The organism is Vibrio sp. 1CM24A (assembly GCF_023161725.1).
GTDB lineage: Bacteria > Pseudomonadota > Gammaproteobacteria > Enterobacterales > Vibrionaceae > Vibrio > Vibrio coralliirubri.
In genome coordinates this window covers 182,370-200,044 of record NZ_JALNTS010000007.1, presented here as the reverse complement: position 1 = coordinate 200,044, position 17,675 = coordinate 182,370, and the positions used below count along the sequence as shown (strand labels likewise).

Here is a 17,675-nt window from a genome sequence, read left to right as displayed (position 1 = left end):
CTTTTTAATTCGACTTAAGAAACACGACCTATGCCGTCGCGGTTTCCATCGGTGAGGCATCGAGCTTCTTTATATCTTTGTAGAGCATTACCATCACCACCACACTTAGTGCGATGTTAGACAGTGGGTACGCAATCCAGATCCCCGGCACACCATACAACTTAGGCATAATGTACAAGAACGGCAGTTGGATAAGCATGTTACCTATCGTCACAAACATCGCCTTGCTGCCCTTGTTCACTGCTTGATAGTAAGCACCTGCGACTACCAAGAAGCCATCTAGCGCCAGTGCAAACATGTGAAGTCGAATACCCAGCACGGTGTACTCAACTAGCTGAGGTTCGTCTGAGTTAAATACTGATACAAACTCACGTGGGAACGCGTTCAGAAGCAGCACGAACGCCACACCAATCAATACCGAACTCATCATCGCAATCTTAAGTAACTTACGGATGTTCGCTTGGTTACGCGCACCATGGTTGTAGCTCACCAATGGTTGCATACCGTTGGCGATACCTTCAGCCGTGAGGTAATAAACCGTCACGATGTAGCCCAAAATTGCGTAAGCGCCAATCATCAACTGGTCGCCATATTGAGAGAACAACGCATTGTGCAGCGCCACCATCATCGAACCATAAGCGTACATAAAGAAGCTTGATGTACCAATCGCAAAGATTTGTGGAATCACATCCAGCTTCAGTCTCAACTCATTCCAACGTAAACGTAGGTTTGCTCGACGTGAGAAGAAGTAAGCCAAGCCGAGAGCTGTTACCACAAACTGGGCAATCGCTGTTGCTAATGCTGCGCCCATCAACTCCCAGCCATAGAGAGCGATAAACAGGTAATCGAGCACGATGTTAATTACTGCACCAACAATCATCAGTATCGTCGCTAAGTTCGGGCTGTCATCGTTACGCAGTAAAAACGGCATCGCGATCGAACCTAACGTGAAGACACTGGCACCAATCAGAATGTGTAAGTACTGCAGGCCAAGTTCATACACTCGCCCTTCAGCGCCCTGCCAAAGCAAGAAGTTATCAGCAAACAAGAACAACAATGCAGAGACAATAGGCGTTATCGCTAACAACAAGGTTAAGCCCGTTGCTAAGATTTGTTTAGCGCCTTGAGTATCTTTTTCACCTTGGCGAATTGAGACAAGCGCACCTGTACCCACACCCACCAACATACCAATACCGAGAATCGAACCAATCACAGGCCACGCAACATTGATACCTGCAAGTCCATCAGCCCCCACATAGCGGCCGATGAAGATGCCATCCACCACTTGGTACAGGCCATTAACCAACATGGCTGCCACAGTAGGGATTGTGTATCGCCAAAACTGGCGACTAATTGAGTTACTCATTTCTTACTCTACTTTCATTTGTGAGTCGCATATCAACAAGATATGACTCGAAAAATTAGTTAACAAGGCTAACTAAATATCTAAATATTTACTTCAAAGCTTTATTTAATAATAGGTTTAGCTGCTGAGATTCTTGCTCAGACAAACGACTTTCCAGTATCTGTGCCATGACCTGATAGATCTTACTTTCTTCTTCCAAGCCCACTTCAGCTTTGCTGGTCAATACGACCAACTTAGACCTAGCATCTTCGAGCGAAGCTTTACGCTCCACAAGCCCCTTTCTCTCAAGCCTTTGAACCATAGTGGTTGCTGAAGGTTTGGTTACTTGCATTTCAATCGCAAGATCAGTCAATCGAATCGGTTCAGGAGAGGCTTGAATGACCTTTAAATAGTCATACTCATTGAAGCTCAATTGGCAAATAGGATCTTCATTTACCTGAGTGCGCCATATCTTAGAGGCGAAGCGCTCAATCTTTTCTAAATTCTGGTTCAGCATACTCACCTAATCAAAGAATAGCATTTAGTTAGCAAGGCTAACTATTTTAATGTTGTTTAAATAAAAAGCAATCAAAACGAGATGAAGATCATAAAAAAGGAGCATAAAAAAACCGCTGACAGGCAGCGGCTTTTCGGAATCAAAATGTGTTGCTTACTTAGCGTTGGCTTCTTCTTCGGCCTCAGCCAGCTTAACTTGTGCTAAGTGCTCGGCTTTAAGCGTGGTGAAAATACGGCTTAACTCTAAGAAAGAGTAACGGTGTTCTACGTATTCATACACGTTAAAAGAAACCGCTAACTTGTACAACGAGATAGCATTCGCGTAGTCACCATTCATATGGTAACGCTTAGCAAGATAGAAGTACGTCTCTGTTAGGCGCTGCGCAAGTAGCGTGTTGTCACGAGTACCGGTTAAGATCGCCTTGAAAGCCTGCTCTTCAGTAATGTCATCAAGCATAATCGCGACTAATACCCAGCCCCACTGCTCATCACGGCTCTCGTAACGTTTTTGTAAATCAAGCTTAGCTTGCTCTGGCGTTAGCTCATGCTGAATGATGTACAACCAAAGAGCACGAAACGGATCGCTAGGATCATCGGCATAGTGCTTCATCATCTCTTCATTGGCTAAGTCGTAACGCTCGCCATAATAAAGCGCGATAGAGCGGTTTCTTTCTGCGTAAGAGTTTGCAGGATCAAGCTCTAACGTAGAATCAAAAGATTCATAAGCCGCATCAAACTCCCCTACCTGCGTAAAGTAAACACCCAAAAGATTAAAGATATCAGGTTGAGCAGGGTTTAATGAAAGAGATTGGTTGAAGTCGAGACGCGCGAGATCACGCAGGCCAACACTGTCGTAGTAGTTACCACGTTCAAACAGCATCTTAGCTCGAACTTCATCGTTCAAATCTGGGCGCTGTAATAACTGACTAAGACGTGCAATTTGAACTTCTTGCTGAACGCTTGGTTGCAGTGGTACAGCCATCGGTGGATAAACCCAACGTGAGGTGTTATCTGATGTTGTCGCACAACCTGTTAGTACAAGCAGTAAACACATACTCGCGGTTTGAAACCATTTCACAAATAATTACTCCTGTTATGACCGCAATAAAAAAGGGGAGCGATATGCTCCCCTTTATAACATGCTTTGTTGACGATAGGTTAGAAATCACTAAAAAGCGATATCACCATCGACACACTGAGAATTACTCAGCAGCAGGTGCTTCGCCTTCAGCTGGCGTTTCAACTGCTTCTTTCATGCTTAGACGTACACGGCCTTGACGGTCAATTTCAAGAACCTTAACAGGAACTTCTTGACCTTCAGTTAGGTAGTCAGACACTTTCTCAACGCGCTTGTCAGCGATTTGAGAGATGTGTACTAGACCATCTTTACCTGGAAGGATAGTAACGAATGCACCGAAGTCAGCTAGACGAGCAACTTTACCTTGGTAAATGCGGCCAACTTCAACTTCAGCTGTGATCTCTTCGATACGACGGATAGCTTCTTTAGCAGCTGCGCCTTCAGTAGCAGCAATCTTGATTGTGCCATCGTCTTCGATTTCGATTGTAGTACCCGTTTCTTCACAAAGAGCACGGATAACTGCGCCGCCTTTACCGATAACATCTTTGATCTTATCAGAGCTGATTTTCATTGTGTGGATACGTGGAGCGAATTCAGAGATATCTTCACGAGCACCAGAGATAGCTTCATCCATTACAGAAAGGATGTGCTTACGTGCACCTTGCGCTTGGTTAAGTGCAATTTGCATGATCTCTTTAGTGATACCTTCGATCTTGATGTCCATTTGAAGTGCAGTGATACCAGCGTTAGTACCTGCTACTTTAAAGTCCATGTCACCTAGGTGATCTTCGTCGCCAAGGATGTCAGAAAGAACAACGAAATCGTCGCCTTCTTTAACAAGACCCATTGCGATACCCGCAACAGAAGCTTTGATTGGAACACCAGCATCCATAAGAGCTAGAGATGTACCACATACAGAAGCCATTGAAGAAGAACCGTTAGATTCTGTGATTTCCGATACAACACGAACTGTGTATGGGAATTCTTCAACAGAAGGCATTACTGCTTGGATACCACGTTTAGCAAGCTTACCGTGACCAATTTCACGACGCTTAGGAGAACCAACGAAACCAGTTTCACCTACACAGTATGGAGGGAAGTTGTAGTGTAGAAGGAAGTTGTCTTTCTTCTCACCCATTAGGCTGTCGATGATTTGAGCATCACGTTGTGTGCCAAGCGTTGCAGTAACAAGTGCTTGAGTTTCACCACGAGTGAATAGAGAAGAACCGTGTGTACGTGGAAGAACACCAGTACGTACGTCTAGCGCACGAACCATGTCTTTTTCACGGCCATCGATACGTGGGTTGCCAGCGATGATGCGGCTACGTACTACGTTTTTCTCTAGAGAACCAAGCATGCCGCGGATTTCGCGCTCATCTAGGTTTTCGTCTTGTGCAATTAGAGCTTCAACAACGTCGTTCTTGATTGCGCCAACTTGCTCGTAACGAGCCATTTTCTCAGTGATCTGGTACGCGTCAGATAGACGAGTTTCAGCAAGTTCAGCAACTTGAGCTTTAAGCTCAGTGTTAACTGCTGGTGCTTCCCAGTTCCAAGATGGAGTTGCAACTTCAGCAGCAAACTCGTTGATTGCTTTGATTACAACTTGTTGTTGGTCGTGACCGTAAACAACAGCTGAAAGCATTTCTTCTTCAGATAGGTTATCTGCTTCAGATTCAACCATAAGTACTGCGCCTTCTGTACCAGACACAACTAGGTCTAGTTTAGAGTTTTCAAGCTCAGTATTTGATGGGTTAAGAACTAATTCGCCGTCGATGTGACCAACACGTGCAGCACCGATAGGACCATTGAATGGAGCACCAGAGATAGCAAGTGCAGCAGACGTTGCGATCATAGTGATCATGTCTGGGTTTACGTCAGGGTTGATAGAAACAACCGTAGCGATAACTTGAACTTCGTTTTTAAACGCACTTGGGAAAAGTGGACGAATTGGACGGTCAATCAGACGAGCTGTTAGTGTTTCGCCTTCAGATGGACGACCTTCACGCTTGAAGAAACCACCAGGGATTTTACCCGCAGCGTATGTACGCTCTTGGTAGTTTACTGTTAGTGGGAAGAAGTCTTGACCTGCAACTGCTTCTTTCTTAGCAACAACAGAAACGAATACTGATGTATCGTCCATAGTCGCCATTACAGCAGCAGTAGCTTGACGTGCAATTACGCCCGTTTCTAGAGTAACGGTGTGGTTACCGTACTGGAACGATTTTACAACTGGTTTTTCAAACATTGTATATCCTTAGCTCTAAAGTCAGACTTTAGATTAAGTGAATAATGACTCAAGACATTACCAATCGCGACTAGTGAAAAGGGACTTAGGATGGTGACTCTTTGTATGAGTTCATACGCCGAATTAGGACCAAATCCGCCTTTGAATAGTCGCGACCTATTGGCCGACATCTGTGACTGTAATCTCTTGAGAGGTTGATTGCCAAACGCTGAAAACGCTATAGGCGGGCGTAGTATAAACTATTTTTATTAGGAGATATATTTCCTATCAGAAAAAGCCAGATGATATTCTGAGCATCCAGCCTAGCATTTTCTTACAGGCACAAAAAAAGGAGCATAAATGCTCCTTTTCTTCAAACTGTCTTTGCAGACATCGCTATTAGCGACGTAGGCCTAGACGCTTGATTAGGTCTTGGTAACGAGCAAGGTTTTTGCCTTTCAAGTAATCAAGAAGCTTACGACGGCTAGAAACCATACGTAGTAGACCACGACGGCTGTGGTGATCGTGTTTGTGCGCTTTGAAGTGACCTTGTAGGTGGTTGATAGAAGCAGTAAGTAGTGCTACTTGTACTTCTGGTGAACCTGTGTCGCCTTCAGATTGTGCGTATTCTGCAACGATTGCTGCTTTAGTTTCTGCATTCAGAGACATAATTCTCTCCTGATAAGAGTAAGTTTATATTTGTAGCAGCCAATCTCTGATTCAGCCGCTACGCGAGCCGAGGATTATAGGGAAGTTTGTCAGTTGGTGCAATAACAATCGAACCCATTAAAAACGAAAAAAGCGAACCACCTAAATTAGGCGTTCGCTTTCTGTCTTATTTGCTCGCATTTCAAGGCGAACCGCTAAGATCTGACTCGATGTAAGCGCTAAGCTTGTGGTTCTTCATCTCTGAAAACAACCAAACGCTTCGGTGCAACTCGGCCATCTTCGCCAATCTGAGCTACGCCAACAAACAGCTTCTCTTCGCCACTTGTCATACGAACCGTGCCTTCAGTTGGCGCACCAGCAACCTGAACTGGCATACCGTGCTGAACTAGGTCAGTCAGTTCCGCGTTCAGGTTTACTTCTGGTAAGTCTTCAACGGCAGTGTCCATTGGCATCAGCAGAGGATCAAGCAGCTCTTTCGGTGCAATTTCTTGCGCCTGTGCTTGCTCTAAGATCTCGTTTAACTGCTCCAAAGTCACCATACGCTCGTATGGGTACTTCGCGACACCTGTACGACGAAGCATGGTCACGTGAGCACCACAACCTAGCATCTCACCAAGATCGTCGGTAATTGTGCGGATGTATGTGCCTTTCGAACAATGCACTTCCATTTCAACTTCATCACCTTCAAAGCGAAGCAGTTCAATAGAGTACACAGTGATCTTACGAGACTCACGAGGAACCTCGATACCTGCACGTGCGTATTCGTACAAAGGCTTACCTTGATACTTCAATGCAGAAAACATTGATGGTATCTGATCGGTTTCACCCTTGAAGCTCGCAATGCAACGCTCAAGCTGTTCTTGAGTCACGTTAACATCACGTGTCTCTACCACTTCACCATCAGAGTCAGAGGTATTGGTACGCTCACCAAGCTTAGCGATAACAACGTAGCGCTTATCAGAATCTAGAAGAAACTGAGAGAACTTCGTCGCTTCACCAAGACAAATTGGCAGCATGCCAGTCGCAAGAGGATCCAGAGCACCGGTGTGCCCTGCCTTCTCTGCAAAGTAAATACGCTTTACTTTTTGCAGTGCATCATTAGACGAAATGCCAGTCGGCTTATCTAATAGAATTACCCCGTTGATAGGGCGACCTTTACGACGGCGAGCCATTACTCTTCGCCCTTAGACTGAGTTTCGTCAGTGCGGCCAGCTTCTTCTTGCTTACGTTTGTCGTCGTTCAGAACTTCACTTACTAGGTTAGACATACGCATGCCTTCTACTAGTGTGTTGTCGTAAGTAAAACGAACTTCAGGCGTTAGCCGGTGGCGAATACGCTTACCAAGAGCCATACGAACTGGCACTTCATGCTCTTTAAGAGCTTTAAGGCATGATTCAGGAGTTTGCTCACCAACACACAGGAAAGTCACGAACACTTTTGCGTAAGCAAGGTCACGAGACACTTCTACGTCTGAGATAGTTACCATACCAATACGTGAGTCACGAACTTCACGTTGTAGGATAAGCGCAAGCTCTTTTTGAAGCTGCTGAGACACACGTTGTGTGCGGCTAAATTCTTTTGACATTTTCTTTTCTCACTTAGAAAGATGGGGGGCTTGGTAATTACCAGCCCCCCATGGTGTATTCAACAACCGATTACTTATTACCTTTACTAGTAATGTTAGTAACCTTAGTCAATATGTCGAGTCGTACAGACTGATTAGTCTAGAGTACGTTTAACCTCAACGATTTCGAATACTTCGATCTGGTCACCAACGCGAACGTCGTTGTAGTTCTTAACGCCGACACCACACTCGTAACCGTTCTTAACTTCTTGTACGTCATCTTTAAAGCGACGAAGTGACTCTAGTTCACCTTCGTAGATAACAACGTTTTCACGAAGTACACGGATTGGGTTGCTACGCTTAATCGTACCTTCAGTAACGATACAACCAGCGATTGCACCAAGTTTAGGCGACTTAAATACGTCACGAACTTGTGCAAGACCAATGATCTCTTGACGGAATTCAGGAGCAAGCATACCGCCCATCGCCTGTTTAACTTCGTCAATCAGTTGGTAAATGATTGAGTAGTAACGTAGATCTAGGTTTTCGTTCTGAACCGTGTTACGCGCAGTTGCGTCAGCACGAACGTTGAAACCAAGGATGATAGCGTTAGAAGCTGCAGCAAGAGTTGCATCAGTTTCAGTAATACCACCAACACCAGAACCTACGATGTTCACTTTAACTTCGTCAGTAGACAGTTTCAGTAGAGAGTCAGCAATCGCTTCTACAGAACCTTGAACGTCAGCTTTAAGTACAACGTTAAGCTCAGCAACTTCGCCAGCCGTCATGTTCGCGAACATGTTCTCTAGTTTCGCTTTTTGTTGGCGAGCTAGTTTAACATCACGGAATTTACCTTGACGGTAGTTCGCAACTTCACGTGCTTTACGCTCATCACGTACAACAGTCGCTTCGTCACCTGATGCAGGTACGCCAGAAAGACCTAGAATTTCTACAGGGATAGATGGACCTGCAGTTTCGATGTCTCTGCCGTTCTCATCGCGCATTGCACGAACACGGCCGTACTCTTGACCACAAAGAACGATGTCGCCTTTGTTTAGAGTACCAGACTGTACTAGTACTGTTGCAACTGGACCGCGACCTTTATCAAGACGAGATTCAACAACAACACCAGACGCCATGCCTTCTTTAACCGCTGTAAGCTCAAGAACTTCAGACTGAAGAAGGATTGCTTCTAGAAGACCATCGATGTTTGTACCCTGTTTAGCAGAGATGTGAACGAAGATGTTCTCACCGCCCCATTCTTCAGGGATAACGTCGTATTGAGCTAGCTCATTCTTAACGTTGTCTGGGTTTGCACCCTCTTTATCGATCTTGTTCACAGCAACAATCAGAGGAACGCCTGCCGCTTTCGCGTGCTGGATTGCTTCGATTGTTTGTGGCATTACGCCATCGTCTGCTGCAACTACAAGTACAACGATATCTGTCGCTTGAGCACCACGAGCACGCATAGCTGTAAACGCCGCGTGTCCAGGAGTATCAAGGAAAGTGATCATGCCGTTGTCAGTATCTACGTGGTAAGCACCAATGTGCTGCGTGATACCGCCAGCTTCGCCAGAAGCAACGTGTGCTTTACGAATGTAATCAAGTGTTGAAGTTTTACCGTGGTCAACGTGACCCATGATAGTAACAACAGGAGCACGACCTTCAGCGATAGCATCGCTATCACGGTCAGCTAGTACTGCTTCTTCAAGTTCGTTTTCTTTACGTAGGATTACCTTGTGACCCATTTCTTCAGCAACAAGTTGTGCTGTTTCTTGGTCGATCACTTGGTTGATAGTCGCCATAGCGCCCATCTTCATCATTACTTTGATAACTTCAGTTGCTTTAACTGACATTTTGCTAGCCAGTTCAGAAACAACGATAGTTTCGCCGATAGCAACGTCAGATTTAGCAACAGTTGCTGACTTATCGAAGCCTTGCTGCATTGAAGTTGGTTTAGCAAGCTTACCTTTACCGCCACGACCACGTTGGTTACGACCACCACGGTTGTTTGCAGGTTGGTTAGCAGGAGCTGCTTTCTTCTTGCGACGACGAGGTGCTTTCTCATCTTTCTTATCTGCCGCATCTTCAGCTTCACGAGCGTAAGTAGAAGTCGTCACATGGTAATCCGCAGATTTCTCTTGCTCTTTCTTCTTCTTCTCTTCTTCAGACCAACGTTCTTGGTTCTCTTCTGCTAACTTACGAGCTTCTTCAACAAGCTTAGCTGCTTCAGCTTCTGCTTTACGAGTTGCTTCTAGCTCTTGACGAGCTTTAAGTTCATCCGCTTCTTTTTTCGCTTGTGCGTTAGCGTCTGCATTTTTTGAATTCATGTCTTTTTTAGCCTTTTCAGCTTGTGCGCGTTGAGCCTTCTCTTCAGCTTCACGTTTTGCATCCGCTTCACGTGTTACTTTTTCTTCGGCTTCGCGCTGTGCTTTCTCTGCAGCATCACGTTTCGCTTGCTCTTCAGCATCGCGTTGTGCTTTCTCTTCCGCTTCACGATTAGCTACTTCCTCAGCTTCACGTTTCGCTTCATCTTCAATAGTGCTGCGCTTCACGTAAGTACGCTTTTTACGTACCTCTACTTGAACATCCTTACTCTTACCGCCTCCAGCGGCAACACTTAGCGTGCTGCGGGTCTTGCGTTGAAGAGTTAAACGAGTCGGTTCTGTTTCGCCTGAAGTATCGCCGTGCTCCTTTTTAAGGTGCGTTAGCAATGTTTGCTTCTCTGAATCAGTCACTTGATCCGACCCTGCTTTCTTCATGCCTGCATCAGCAAGTTGTTCAATTAAGCGGTCAACTGGCGTACCAATCTCTTCACTCAGTGCTTTAACTGTTAATTGTGTCATACCGCTTTCTCTCCTTGCTGAATTATTCTTCGTCGCCGAACCAACAGATGTTACGCGCAGCCATAATTAGCTCGCCTGCACGTTCTGCAGTTAGGTCTTCGATGCCTTCTAGTTCATCAACGCCTTGGTCAGCTAGGTCTTCCAATGTCGCAACGCCTTTTGCTGCTAGCTTGTAAGCCATTTCACGCTCAAGACCTTCAAGTGCAAGTAAGTCTTCAGCAGGCTCAACACCGTCGAAAGTTTCTTCTTTCGCTAGCGCTAGAGTAGTCAGTGCGTCTTTTGCGCGGTTACGTAGTTCTTCAACGATACCTTCGTCTAGACCGTCTACTTCAAGAAGCTCGTTCACAGGAACGTATGCTACTTCTTCAAGCGTAGAGAAGCCTTCTTCAACAAGCATTTGAGCAAAGTCTTCTTCAATGTCTAGGTGCTTCATGAAGTTTTCAATAGAAGCAACTGCTTCTTCTTGGTGCTTCTTCTCAAGATCAGCAACAGTCATTACGTTCAGTTCCCAACCAGTAAGTTGAGAAGCTAGACGTACGTTTTGACCGCTACGGCCAATCGCTTGTGCTAGGTTATCCGCTTCAACAGCGATATCCATAGAGTGTGCGTCTTCATCAACGATGATTGAAGCAACATCAGCAGGAGCCATTGCGTTGATTACGAATTGAGCCGGGTTATCGTCCCAAAGAACGATATCAATACGCTCACCGCCAAGATCGTTAGAAACAGCTTGTACACGTGCGCCACGCATACCAACACACGCACCAACTGGGTCAATACGTTTGTCGTTTGTTTTCACAGCGATTTTAGCACGAGAACCAGCGTCACGTGCAGCACCTTTAAGTTCAATTAGCTCTTCACCAATCTCAGGTACTTCAACACGGAATAGTTCAGCTAGCATTTCTGGCTTCGAACGAGTAACGAAAAGCTGGAAACCACGAGCTTCTGGTTTAACTGCGTAAAGAAGGCCACGAACACGGTCACCTGGACGGAAGTTTTCACGAGGAAGTTGGTCATCACGAAGGATTACCGCTTCAGCGTTGTTACCTAGGTCTAGGATAATAGTGTCACGGTTAACTTTCTTAACTGCGCCAGTGACTAGCTCGCCTTCGTTATCGATGAACTGCTCAACGATTTGAGCGCGCTCAGCTTCACGTACTTTCTGTACGATAACTTGCTTAGCCGTTTGAGTCGTAATACGGTCAAACGTTACTGATTCGATATCATCTTCAATGAAACCGCCAAGTTCGATCTCTGGGTCATCGTACTTTGCAGCTTCAATAGAGATTTCTTTTGTTGGGAATTCAACTTCCTCAACAGCTTCCCAACGACGGAAAGTTTCGAAATCACCCGTTTTACGGTCAATTTCAACACGAACTTCAATTTCTAGTTCGCTTTTCTTTTTTGTTGCCGTTGCAAGCGCGATTTCAAGCGCTTCAAAAATACGCTCACGAGGAACTGCTTTCTCATTTGAAACAGCTTCTACTACCGCCAAAATTTCTTTGTTCATTAATCTAGCCTCTTAAGCTCTTCTCTCTAGGAGAACTAAAATTTAGGGATCAGGTTAGCTTTCGCAATATTGCTCAGGACGAATTCTTCTTCTTGTCCTTCAACCAATACTTTCACTGTCTCGCCTTCGATAGATTGGATATCACCTTTCCATTTACGACGGTTGCCGACAGCCATTTTCAAAACGATGCTTACCTCGTGACCAATAAATTGTTGGTAATGCTCTGCTTTGAACAGTGGTCTCTCTAAACCTGGTGAAGACACTTCAAGGTTATAAGCCACTGAAATTGGATCTTCAACGTCCATTACGGCACTTACTTGGTGACTAACTTCAGCGCAATCATCTACATTGATACCGTTTGGTGAATCGATGTAAATACGTAGCGTTGAGTGCTCACCAGCACGAATAAATTCTAATCCAACTAACTCATAACCTGATGCTGCTACTGGAGCGTCAAGCATTTCAGTAAGTTGTCTTTCTAAACCAGTCATTTAACCACTCCAGAAACAAAAAAAGGGCTCAAAGCCCAATTTAAATTCCAAGCAAACATTATCTAAATACATTTACAAATGCTTAGATAACAAAAAACCCCGTATAAGCCGGGGTTTTTGTTGCTGGACCCTTATATGTTAAGTGCCATCACATTCGATATCGCACTTAACTCACAGTGAGGTTCACACTGTGCAAACTTGCTACCAATACAAGCTATATAATAGCATTGAAATTGGTTGCGGGAGCCGGATTTGAACCGACGACCTTCGGGTTATGAGCCCGACGAGCTACCAAACTGCTCCATCCCGCGTCCGACTTGCGAGCATTATACGCCCAACAAGATGTTTTACAAGTTTGTAAACATGGTGCCGAGAGAGGGACTCGAACCCTCACACCCTAAGGCACTAGCACCTCATGCTAGCGTGTCTACCAATTTCACCATCTCGGCATCAAATCTTTACAGATTATTGTGGAATTTCGTCGCCTTGCGCCGGAACTTCACTCACTGCATCATCAGCTTGTTGAATTACCTGACCTTGGGTCGGGTCAATCCATTGTGACTCAGTTTTATGTGTAGACATATTACCAAGCACTAAGCTAAGGATAAAAAATGTAGTTGCAAAAATTGCAGTCATTCGGGTAAGGAAATTTCCTGAGCCACCAGCACCAAACACAGTGTTTGAAGCGCCAGCACCGAAAGAGGCTCCCATATCTGCGCCTTTACCTTGTTGAATCAACACTAGGCCAATTACACCAAGCGCTGCCAACAGGTAAATCACAAGTAGAACTGTAAACATTTTTCCACCTATGTTCCTAATTGTTGAGCCAGCGCCGTTCAAAAAACTATTTTTAAGAACAAGGCTAGCGACCTCCTAACTGAAGGCCGAGCAATACTAGCGAATGCGACGATGGCTGACAAGGGGAATTTGCTAAAAAATAAGCCTTTACCAAGCGAATGGTTAAAAAAAGGTCAAAAGCGACACAAAACTCATTTACGTCTCTTTTGACCGTGATATAAGTCAATCACTTCTAATCACAGGCGCTATTCGTTGCGCCCGTTAAGTAAAAGGTTAAATTAGCAGTTTGCTTTTACTGCATCTGCAATCTTAAGCGCAGACGCTTGAACAAGCTCTGCATCTTCGCCTTCAACCATGACACGCAGTAGTGGCTCGGTACCAGACTTACGTAATAGCACACGACCTTTCTCGCCAAGCTCAGCTTCTACTTCTACAACCGCCGCTTTTACCGCTTCGGCTTCTAGTGGGTTTGAATCTCCGCTGAAACGAACGTTTTCTAGAACTTGAGGGTATAACGTCATGCCCTGAGACAGCTCATTCAGTGTCATTTCGCTATCAACAACTGAAGCCAACACTTGCAGAGCAGCAACGATAGCATCACCCGTCGTCACTTTATCTAGTAGGATAACGTGCCCCGAGTTTTCAGCGCCGATCTTCCAGCCTTTAGCAAGAAGCTGTTCCATCACGTAACGGTCACCAACAGCAGCACGAACAAACGGAATACCTAACTGCTTAAGGCCGTTTTCCATACCAAGGTTGGTCATTAGTGTACCAACAACGCCGCCTTTCAACTCACCGCGACGCAGTGCATCACGAGCAATGATGTAAGCAATTTGGTCACCATCCACTTTGTTGCCTAGCTCGTCAACCATGATGATACGGTCGCCATCACCATCAAAGCCAAGGCCCAATGCCGCTTTCTCTTCAAGCACTTTTGCTTGCAGAGCACGTACATCCGTCGCACCTACTTCGTGGTTAATGTTAGTACCGTTTGGCTCAACACCAATCGCAATAACTTCTGCACCCAGCTCTTTAAATACAGCAGGAGCAATATGGTAAGTCGCACCATGTGCACAATCGACAACAATCTTCATTCCTGCAAGCGTCATATGATTTGGGAATGTGCTCTTACAGAATTCAATGTAACGGCCAGCCGCATCGTTCAAACGTACCGCTTTACCAAGTTCGAATGAGTCAACACATTCGATGTCTTTATCCAATTCAGCTTCAATTGCCAACTCGATATCGTCCGGCAGTTTTGTTCCCTCAGAAGAGAAGAACTTGATACCGTTATCGTAGTATGGGTTGTGCGATGCCGAGATAACAATACCCGCTTCAGCGCGGAAGGTTTGAGTTAGGTAAGCAACAGCAGGTGTTGGCATTGGGCCAGTAAACGTAGCCTGAAGACCTGCAGCAGCAAGGCCAGCTTCTAGCGCAGACTCAAGCATGTAGCCAGAGATACGAGTATCTTTACCAATAATGACTTTCTTCGTGCCTTGCTTCGCAAGAACACGACCCGCAGCCCAGCCAAGCTTCAGAACAAAATCAGGTGTAATTGGGTACTGGCCAACTTTGCCACGTACACCATCTGTGCCGAAGTAACGTCTCTTATCAGACATATTGATTTTCCTTAATTATGATTAGTGATTGTTATTCATCACTTCGATTATCTTCATCGCTTCCAACGTATCTTCAACATCGTGAACGCGAATAATTTGTGCACCTTTGATTGCAGCGATGGTAGAGCAGGTGACGCTAGCGACCATGCAATCTGCTGGGGCTTTGTCTAGTAGCTTAAAGATCATCGATTTTCTCGACATCCCCGCTAAGACGGGCAACCCAAGCGTGTGAAATTTTTCAAGGTGCGCTAATAGGTGGTAATTATGCTCAATGGTTTTACCAAAACCAAAACCTGGGTCCAGGATCAGCTGATCTTTTGATATACCAACAGCCTCACAAGCCTCCACCCTTTCTTTTAAGAACGCTTCAACATCGGTTAGGACATCATCGTAACTAGGGTTGGCTTGCATGGTTCTTGGCTGACCTTTCATGTGCATCAGGCAAACTGGCACATTAGCATCGGCCGCCGCCTCTAAAGCTCCGGGCTCTTGCAGTGCGCGCACATCATTGATCAAATCAGCCCCCGCTTCAACGGCTTGGCGCATCACTTCCGCTTTACTGGTATCAATGGAGATCCACACATCAAACTTGGCGCGAATTGCTTTTATGGCAGGAATAACGCGAGCGAGCTCTTCTTCTAAAGGAACGTCAGGCGCTCCCGGGCGAGTTGATTCACCACCTATGTCAATAATGCTAACACCAGCTTGAATCATACGCTCTGCTTGCAGTAGAGCATTATCTAATGAATTGAATTTTCCGCCATCAGAGAAAGAGTCAGGCGTAACATTGAGGATACCCATCACATGTGGGCGGTCTAAAACGAGCGTTTTATTATGTGCTTTTAATATCATGGAAGGCGGGTCTTAAAGGTAAAAACATCTTGGGCTAGAAACAGAAAAACCCTGAGCGTACTCAGGGTTTTAATTTAAAGCTTAGCAATTAAGAATCTTTGTTTTGAGCATCATCTGTTTCAGATTTAACTTCTTCAACTTTCGACTCTTCAGCTTTTGGTTCAGCTGTTGCTTCGTCTGATTTCGCTTCAGGTTTAGCTTCTTCCTTTGCAGGTTCTGCTTTCGCCTGATCACCCCAACCAGCTGGCTCACGAATGTCGTCTTTACGTTCCATCAAGTCATCAATCTGACCTGCATCAATCGTTTCAAACTTCATTAGCGCGTCTTTCATCGAGTGCATGATATCCATGTTCTCTTCAAGAATTTGCTTCGCACGAGCATAGTTGCGGTCGATTAGAATACGAATTTCTTCATCGATCAGCTTAGTCGTATCGTCAGAAACATGTTTCGCTTGGCTCATACCGCGACCTAGGAAAACTTCGCCTTCTTCTTCAGCATATAGAAGAGGACCCAGTTTTTCAGAGAAGCCCCACTGCGTTACCATCTTACGAGCAATATCAGTTGCACGTTCGATATCGTTAGACGCACCAGTCGAAACTTTGTCTTTACCGTAGATAAGTTCTTCAGCAAGACGACCACCGTACAAGCTAGAGATCATTGATTCTAGATGTTGGCGAGACATGCTTACGCGATCTTGCTCTGGAAGGTACATAGTTACACCAAGCGCACGACCACGTGGAATGATTGACACCTTGTACACAGGATCGTGTTCAGGCACCAAACGACCAACAATTGCGTGACCCGCTTCGTGGTAAGCCGTTGACTCTTTCACTTCTTCAGACATAACCATTGAACGGCGCTCTGCACCCATCATAATTTTGTCTTTCGCAAGTTCAAACTCAACCATAGATACATTGCGCTTGTTACCACGAGCAGCAAATAGCGCTGCTTCGTTCACAAGGTTCGCAAGATCTGCACCAGAGAAGCCTGGAGTACCACGAGCAATCAGCGATGGTTCAACATCACCAGATAGTGGCACTTTACGCATGTGTACTTTAAGAATCTGCTCACGACCACGTACATCCGGTAGACCAACCACAACTTGACGGTCAAAACGACCAGGACGAAGTAATGCAGGGTCTAGTACGTCTGGACGGTTAGTCGCAGCGATAACGATAATACCTTCGTTACCTTCGAAACCATCCATCTCAACCAGCATTTGGTTCAGTGTTTGTTCACGTTCATCGTGACCACCACCAACACCAGCGCCACGTTGACGACCTACAGCATCGATTTCATCGATAAAGATGATACAAGGTGCTGCTTTCTTCGCTTGTTCGAACATGTCACGCACACGAGATGCACCAACACCAACAAACATTTCAACGAAGTCAGAACCAGAGATAGTAAAGAACGGTACTTTCGCTTCACCGGCAATCGCTTTTGCAAGCAATGTTTTACCCGTACCAGGAGGACCAACCAACAGGATACCTGTCGGGATCTTACCACCTAGCTTTTGGAAGCGGCTTGGGTCACGAAGGTAATCCACAAGCTCTTTCACGTCTTCTTTTGCTTCGTCACAACCAGCAACATCAGCAAACATCGTTTTGATTTGTTCTTCGCTCATCATTCGAGCTTTACTCTTACCGAAAGACATCGCGCCTTTACCGCCGCCGCCGCCTTGCATTTGACGCATGAAGAAAATCCATACACCAATCAGTAAGATCATTGGGAACCATGAGATGAAGATAGTGCCAAGCAGGCTCTGCTCTTCAGGTGGTGTACCCTGAACTTTTACGTTTTGATTAATTAAGTCATCAAGTAGCTTTTGATCATAAACAGGCATGTAAGTTACATACTTAGAACCACCACCACGACGTGTGAAAGTGATTTCGCTGTTATTGAACTGTGCGTCTTGAATCTGGCCTTGGCCAACTTCCTGTACAAACGTGGTGTAATCTACTGCTCTGCCGTTACTTTCCCCAGGGCCGAAGCTCTGGAATACCGACATCAACACTACCGCGATAACAAGCCACAGAATTAAATTTTTTGCCATGTCACTCAAGGTGTAAGCCTCTCGATAACTAATTGTAATTAAAGGTAGGGTACTACAGTTTGTAACCTGTAGCCATGTTGTTAACTCTCACTCTTGGAAGAGAATCG

14 protein-coding genes and 2 tRNA genes are annotated in these 17,675 nt (G+C 45.4%); all 16 read right to left on the bottom strand.

Features of this window, described 5'->3' with window-relative positions; genetic code table 11:
* Nucleotides 1-28: 28 nt before the first annotated feature.
* Nucleotides 29-1,366, bottom strand: coding sequence for an MATE family efflux transporter (locus MSG38_RS16740; RefSeq protein WP_137001811.1), 1,338 nt, complete (start codon nucleotides 1,364-1,366; stop codon nucleotides 29-31).
* 88 nt (nucleotides 1,367-1,454) lie between these two features.
* Nucleotides 1,455-1,862: a MarR family transcriptional regulator gene (locus MSG38_RS16735; protein ID WP_017056675.1), complete on the bottom strand. Its 408-nt coding sequence runs from the start codon at nucleotides 1,860-1,862 to the stop codon at nucleotides 1,455-1,457.
* Between the two features lie 153 nt (nucleotides 1,863-2,015).
* Complete coding sequence (nlpI, locus tag MSG38_RS16730; RefSeq protein ID WP_048605659.1) at nucleotides 2,016-2,939, bottom strand: lipoprotein NlpI; 924 nt, start codon at nucleotides 2,937-2,939, stop codon at nucleotides 2,016-2,018.
* Between the two features lie 124 nt (nucleotides 2,940-3,063).
* A complete protein-coding gene (gene pnp, locus MSG38_RS16725) occupies nucleotides 3,064-5,184 on the bottom strand; it encodes a polyribonucleotide nucleotidyltransferase (protein WP_019819855.1) in 2,121 nt (706 codons plus the stop codon).
* A gap of 378 nt (nucleotides 5,185-5,562) precedes the next feature.
* Nucleotides 5,563-5,832 carry a 30S ribosomal protein S15 gene (rpsO, locus tag MSG38_RS16720; protein ID WP_010436144.1) on the bottom strand — a complete coding sequence of 90 codons (270 nt, stop codon included), beginning with the start codon at nucleotides 5,830-5,832 and terminating at the stop codon, nucleotides 5,563-5,565.
* 218 nt (nucleotides 5,833-6,050) lie between these two features.
* Entirely contained in the window at nucleotides 6,051-7,004 is a 954-nt protein-coding gene (gene truB, locus MSG38_RS16715; RefSeq protein WP_050620004.1) for a tRNA pseudouridine(55) synthase TruB, read from the bottom strand.
* Nucleotides 7,004-7,417 (bottom strand): 30S ribosome-binding factor RbfA, encoded by a 414-nt coding sequence (gene rbfA / locus MSG38_RS16710; RefSeq protein ID WP_017065964.1) that lies wholly within the window; start codon nucleotides 7,415-7,417, stop codon nucleotides 7,004-7,006. Before rbfA ends, truB begins: the two co-directional genes overlap by 1 nt.
* 134 nt (nucleotides 7,418-7,551) lie before the next feature.
* Nucleotides 7,552-10,242, bottom strand: a complete 2,691-nt coding sequence (gene infB / locus MSG38_RS16705; RefSeq protein ID WP_048605664.1) for a translation initiation factor IF-2 — start codon at nucleotides 10,240-10,242, stop codon at nucleotides 7,552-7,554.
* 22 nt (nucleotides 10,243-10,264) lie between these two features.
* Nucleotides 10,265-11,752 (bottom strand): transcription termination factor NusA, encoded by a 1,488-nt coding sequence (gene nusA, locus MSG38_RS16700; RefSeq protein WP_017059230.1) that lies wholly within the window; start codon nucleotides 11,750-11,752, stop codon nucleotides 10,265-10,267.
* Between the two features lie 35 nt (nucleotides 11,753-11,787).
* A complete protein-coding gene (gene rimP / locus MSG38_RS16695; RefSeq protein WP_004738265.1) occupies nucleotides 11,788-12,243 on the bottom strand; it encodes a ribosome maturation factor RimP in 456 nt (151 codons plus the stop codon).
* A gap of 234 nt (nucleotides 12,244-12,477) precedes the next feature.
* Nucleotides 12,478-12,554 (bottom strand) — tRNA-Met (locus tag MSG38_RS16690).
* 53 nt (nucleotides 12,555-12,607) lie between these two features.
* Nucleotides 12,608-12,692, bottom strand: a tRNA-Leu gene (locus tag MSG38_RS16685).
* 16 nt (nucleotides 12,693-12,708) lie between these two features.
* Nucleotides 12,709-13,041, bottom strand: coding sequence for a preprotein translocase subunit SecG (gene secG / locus MSG38_RS16680; protein WP_017059392.1), 333 nt, complete (start codon nucleotides 13,039-13,041; stop codon nucleotides 12,709-12,711).
* A 278-nt stretch (nucleotides 13,042-13,319) separates the two neighbouring features.
* A complete protein-coding gene (gene glmM / locus MSG38_RS16675) occupies nucleotides 13,320-14,660 on the bottom strand; it encodes a phosphoglucosamine mutase (protein ID WP_019824349.1) in 1,341 nt (446 codons plus the stop codon).
* A gap of 21 nt (nucleotides 14,661-14,681) precedes the next feature.
* A complete protein-coding gene (gene folP / locus MSG38_RS16670) occupies nucleotides 14,682-15,512 on the bottom strand; it encodes a dihydropteroate synthase (RefSeq protein WP_248402251.1) in 831 nt (276 codons plus the stop codon).
* A gap of 88 nt (nucleotides 15,513-15,600) precedes the next feature.
* Nucleotides 15,601-17,568, bottom strand: a complete 1,968-nt coding sequence (gene ftsH / locus MSG38_RS16665) for an ATP-dependent zinc metalloprotease FtsH (RefSeq protein WP_048605671.1) — start codon at nucleotides 17,566-17,568, stop codon at nucleotides 15,601-15,603.
* Nucleotides 17,569-17,675 lie beyond the last annotated feature (107 nt).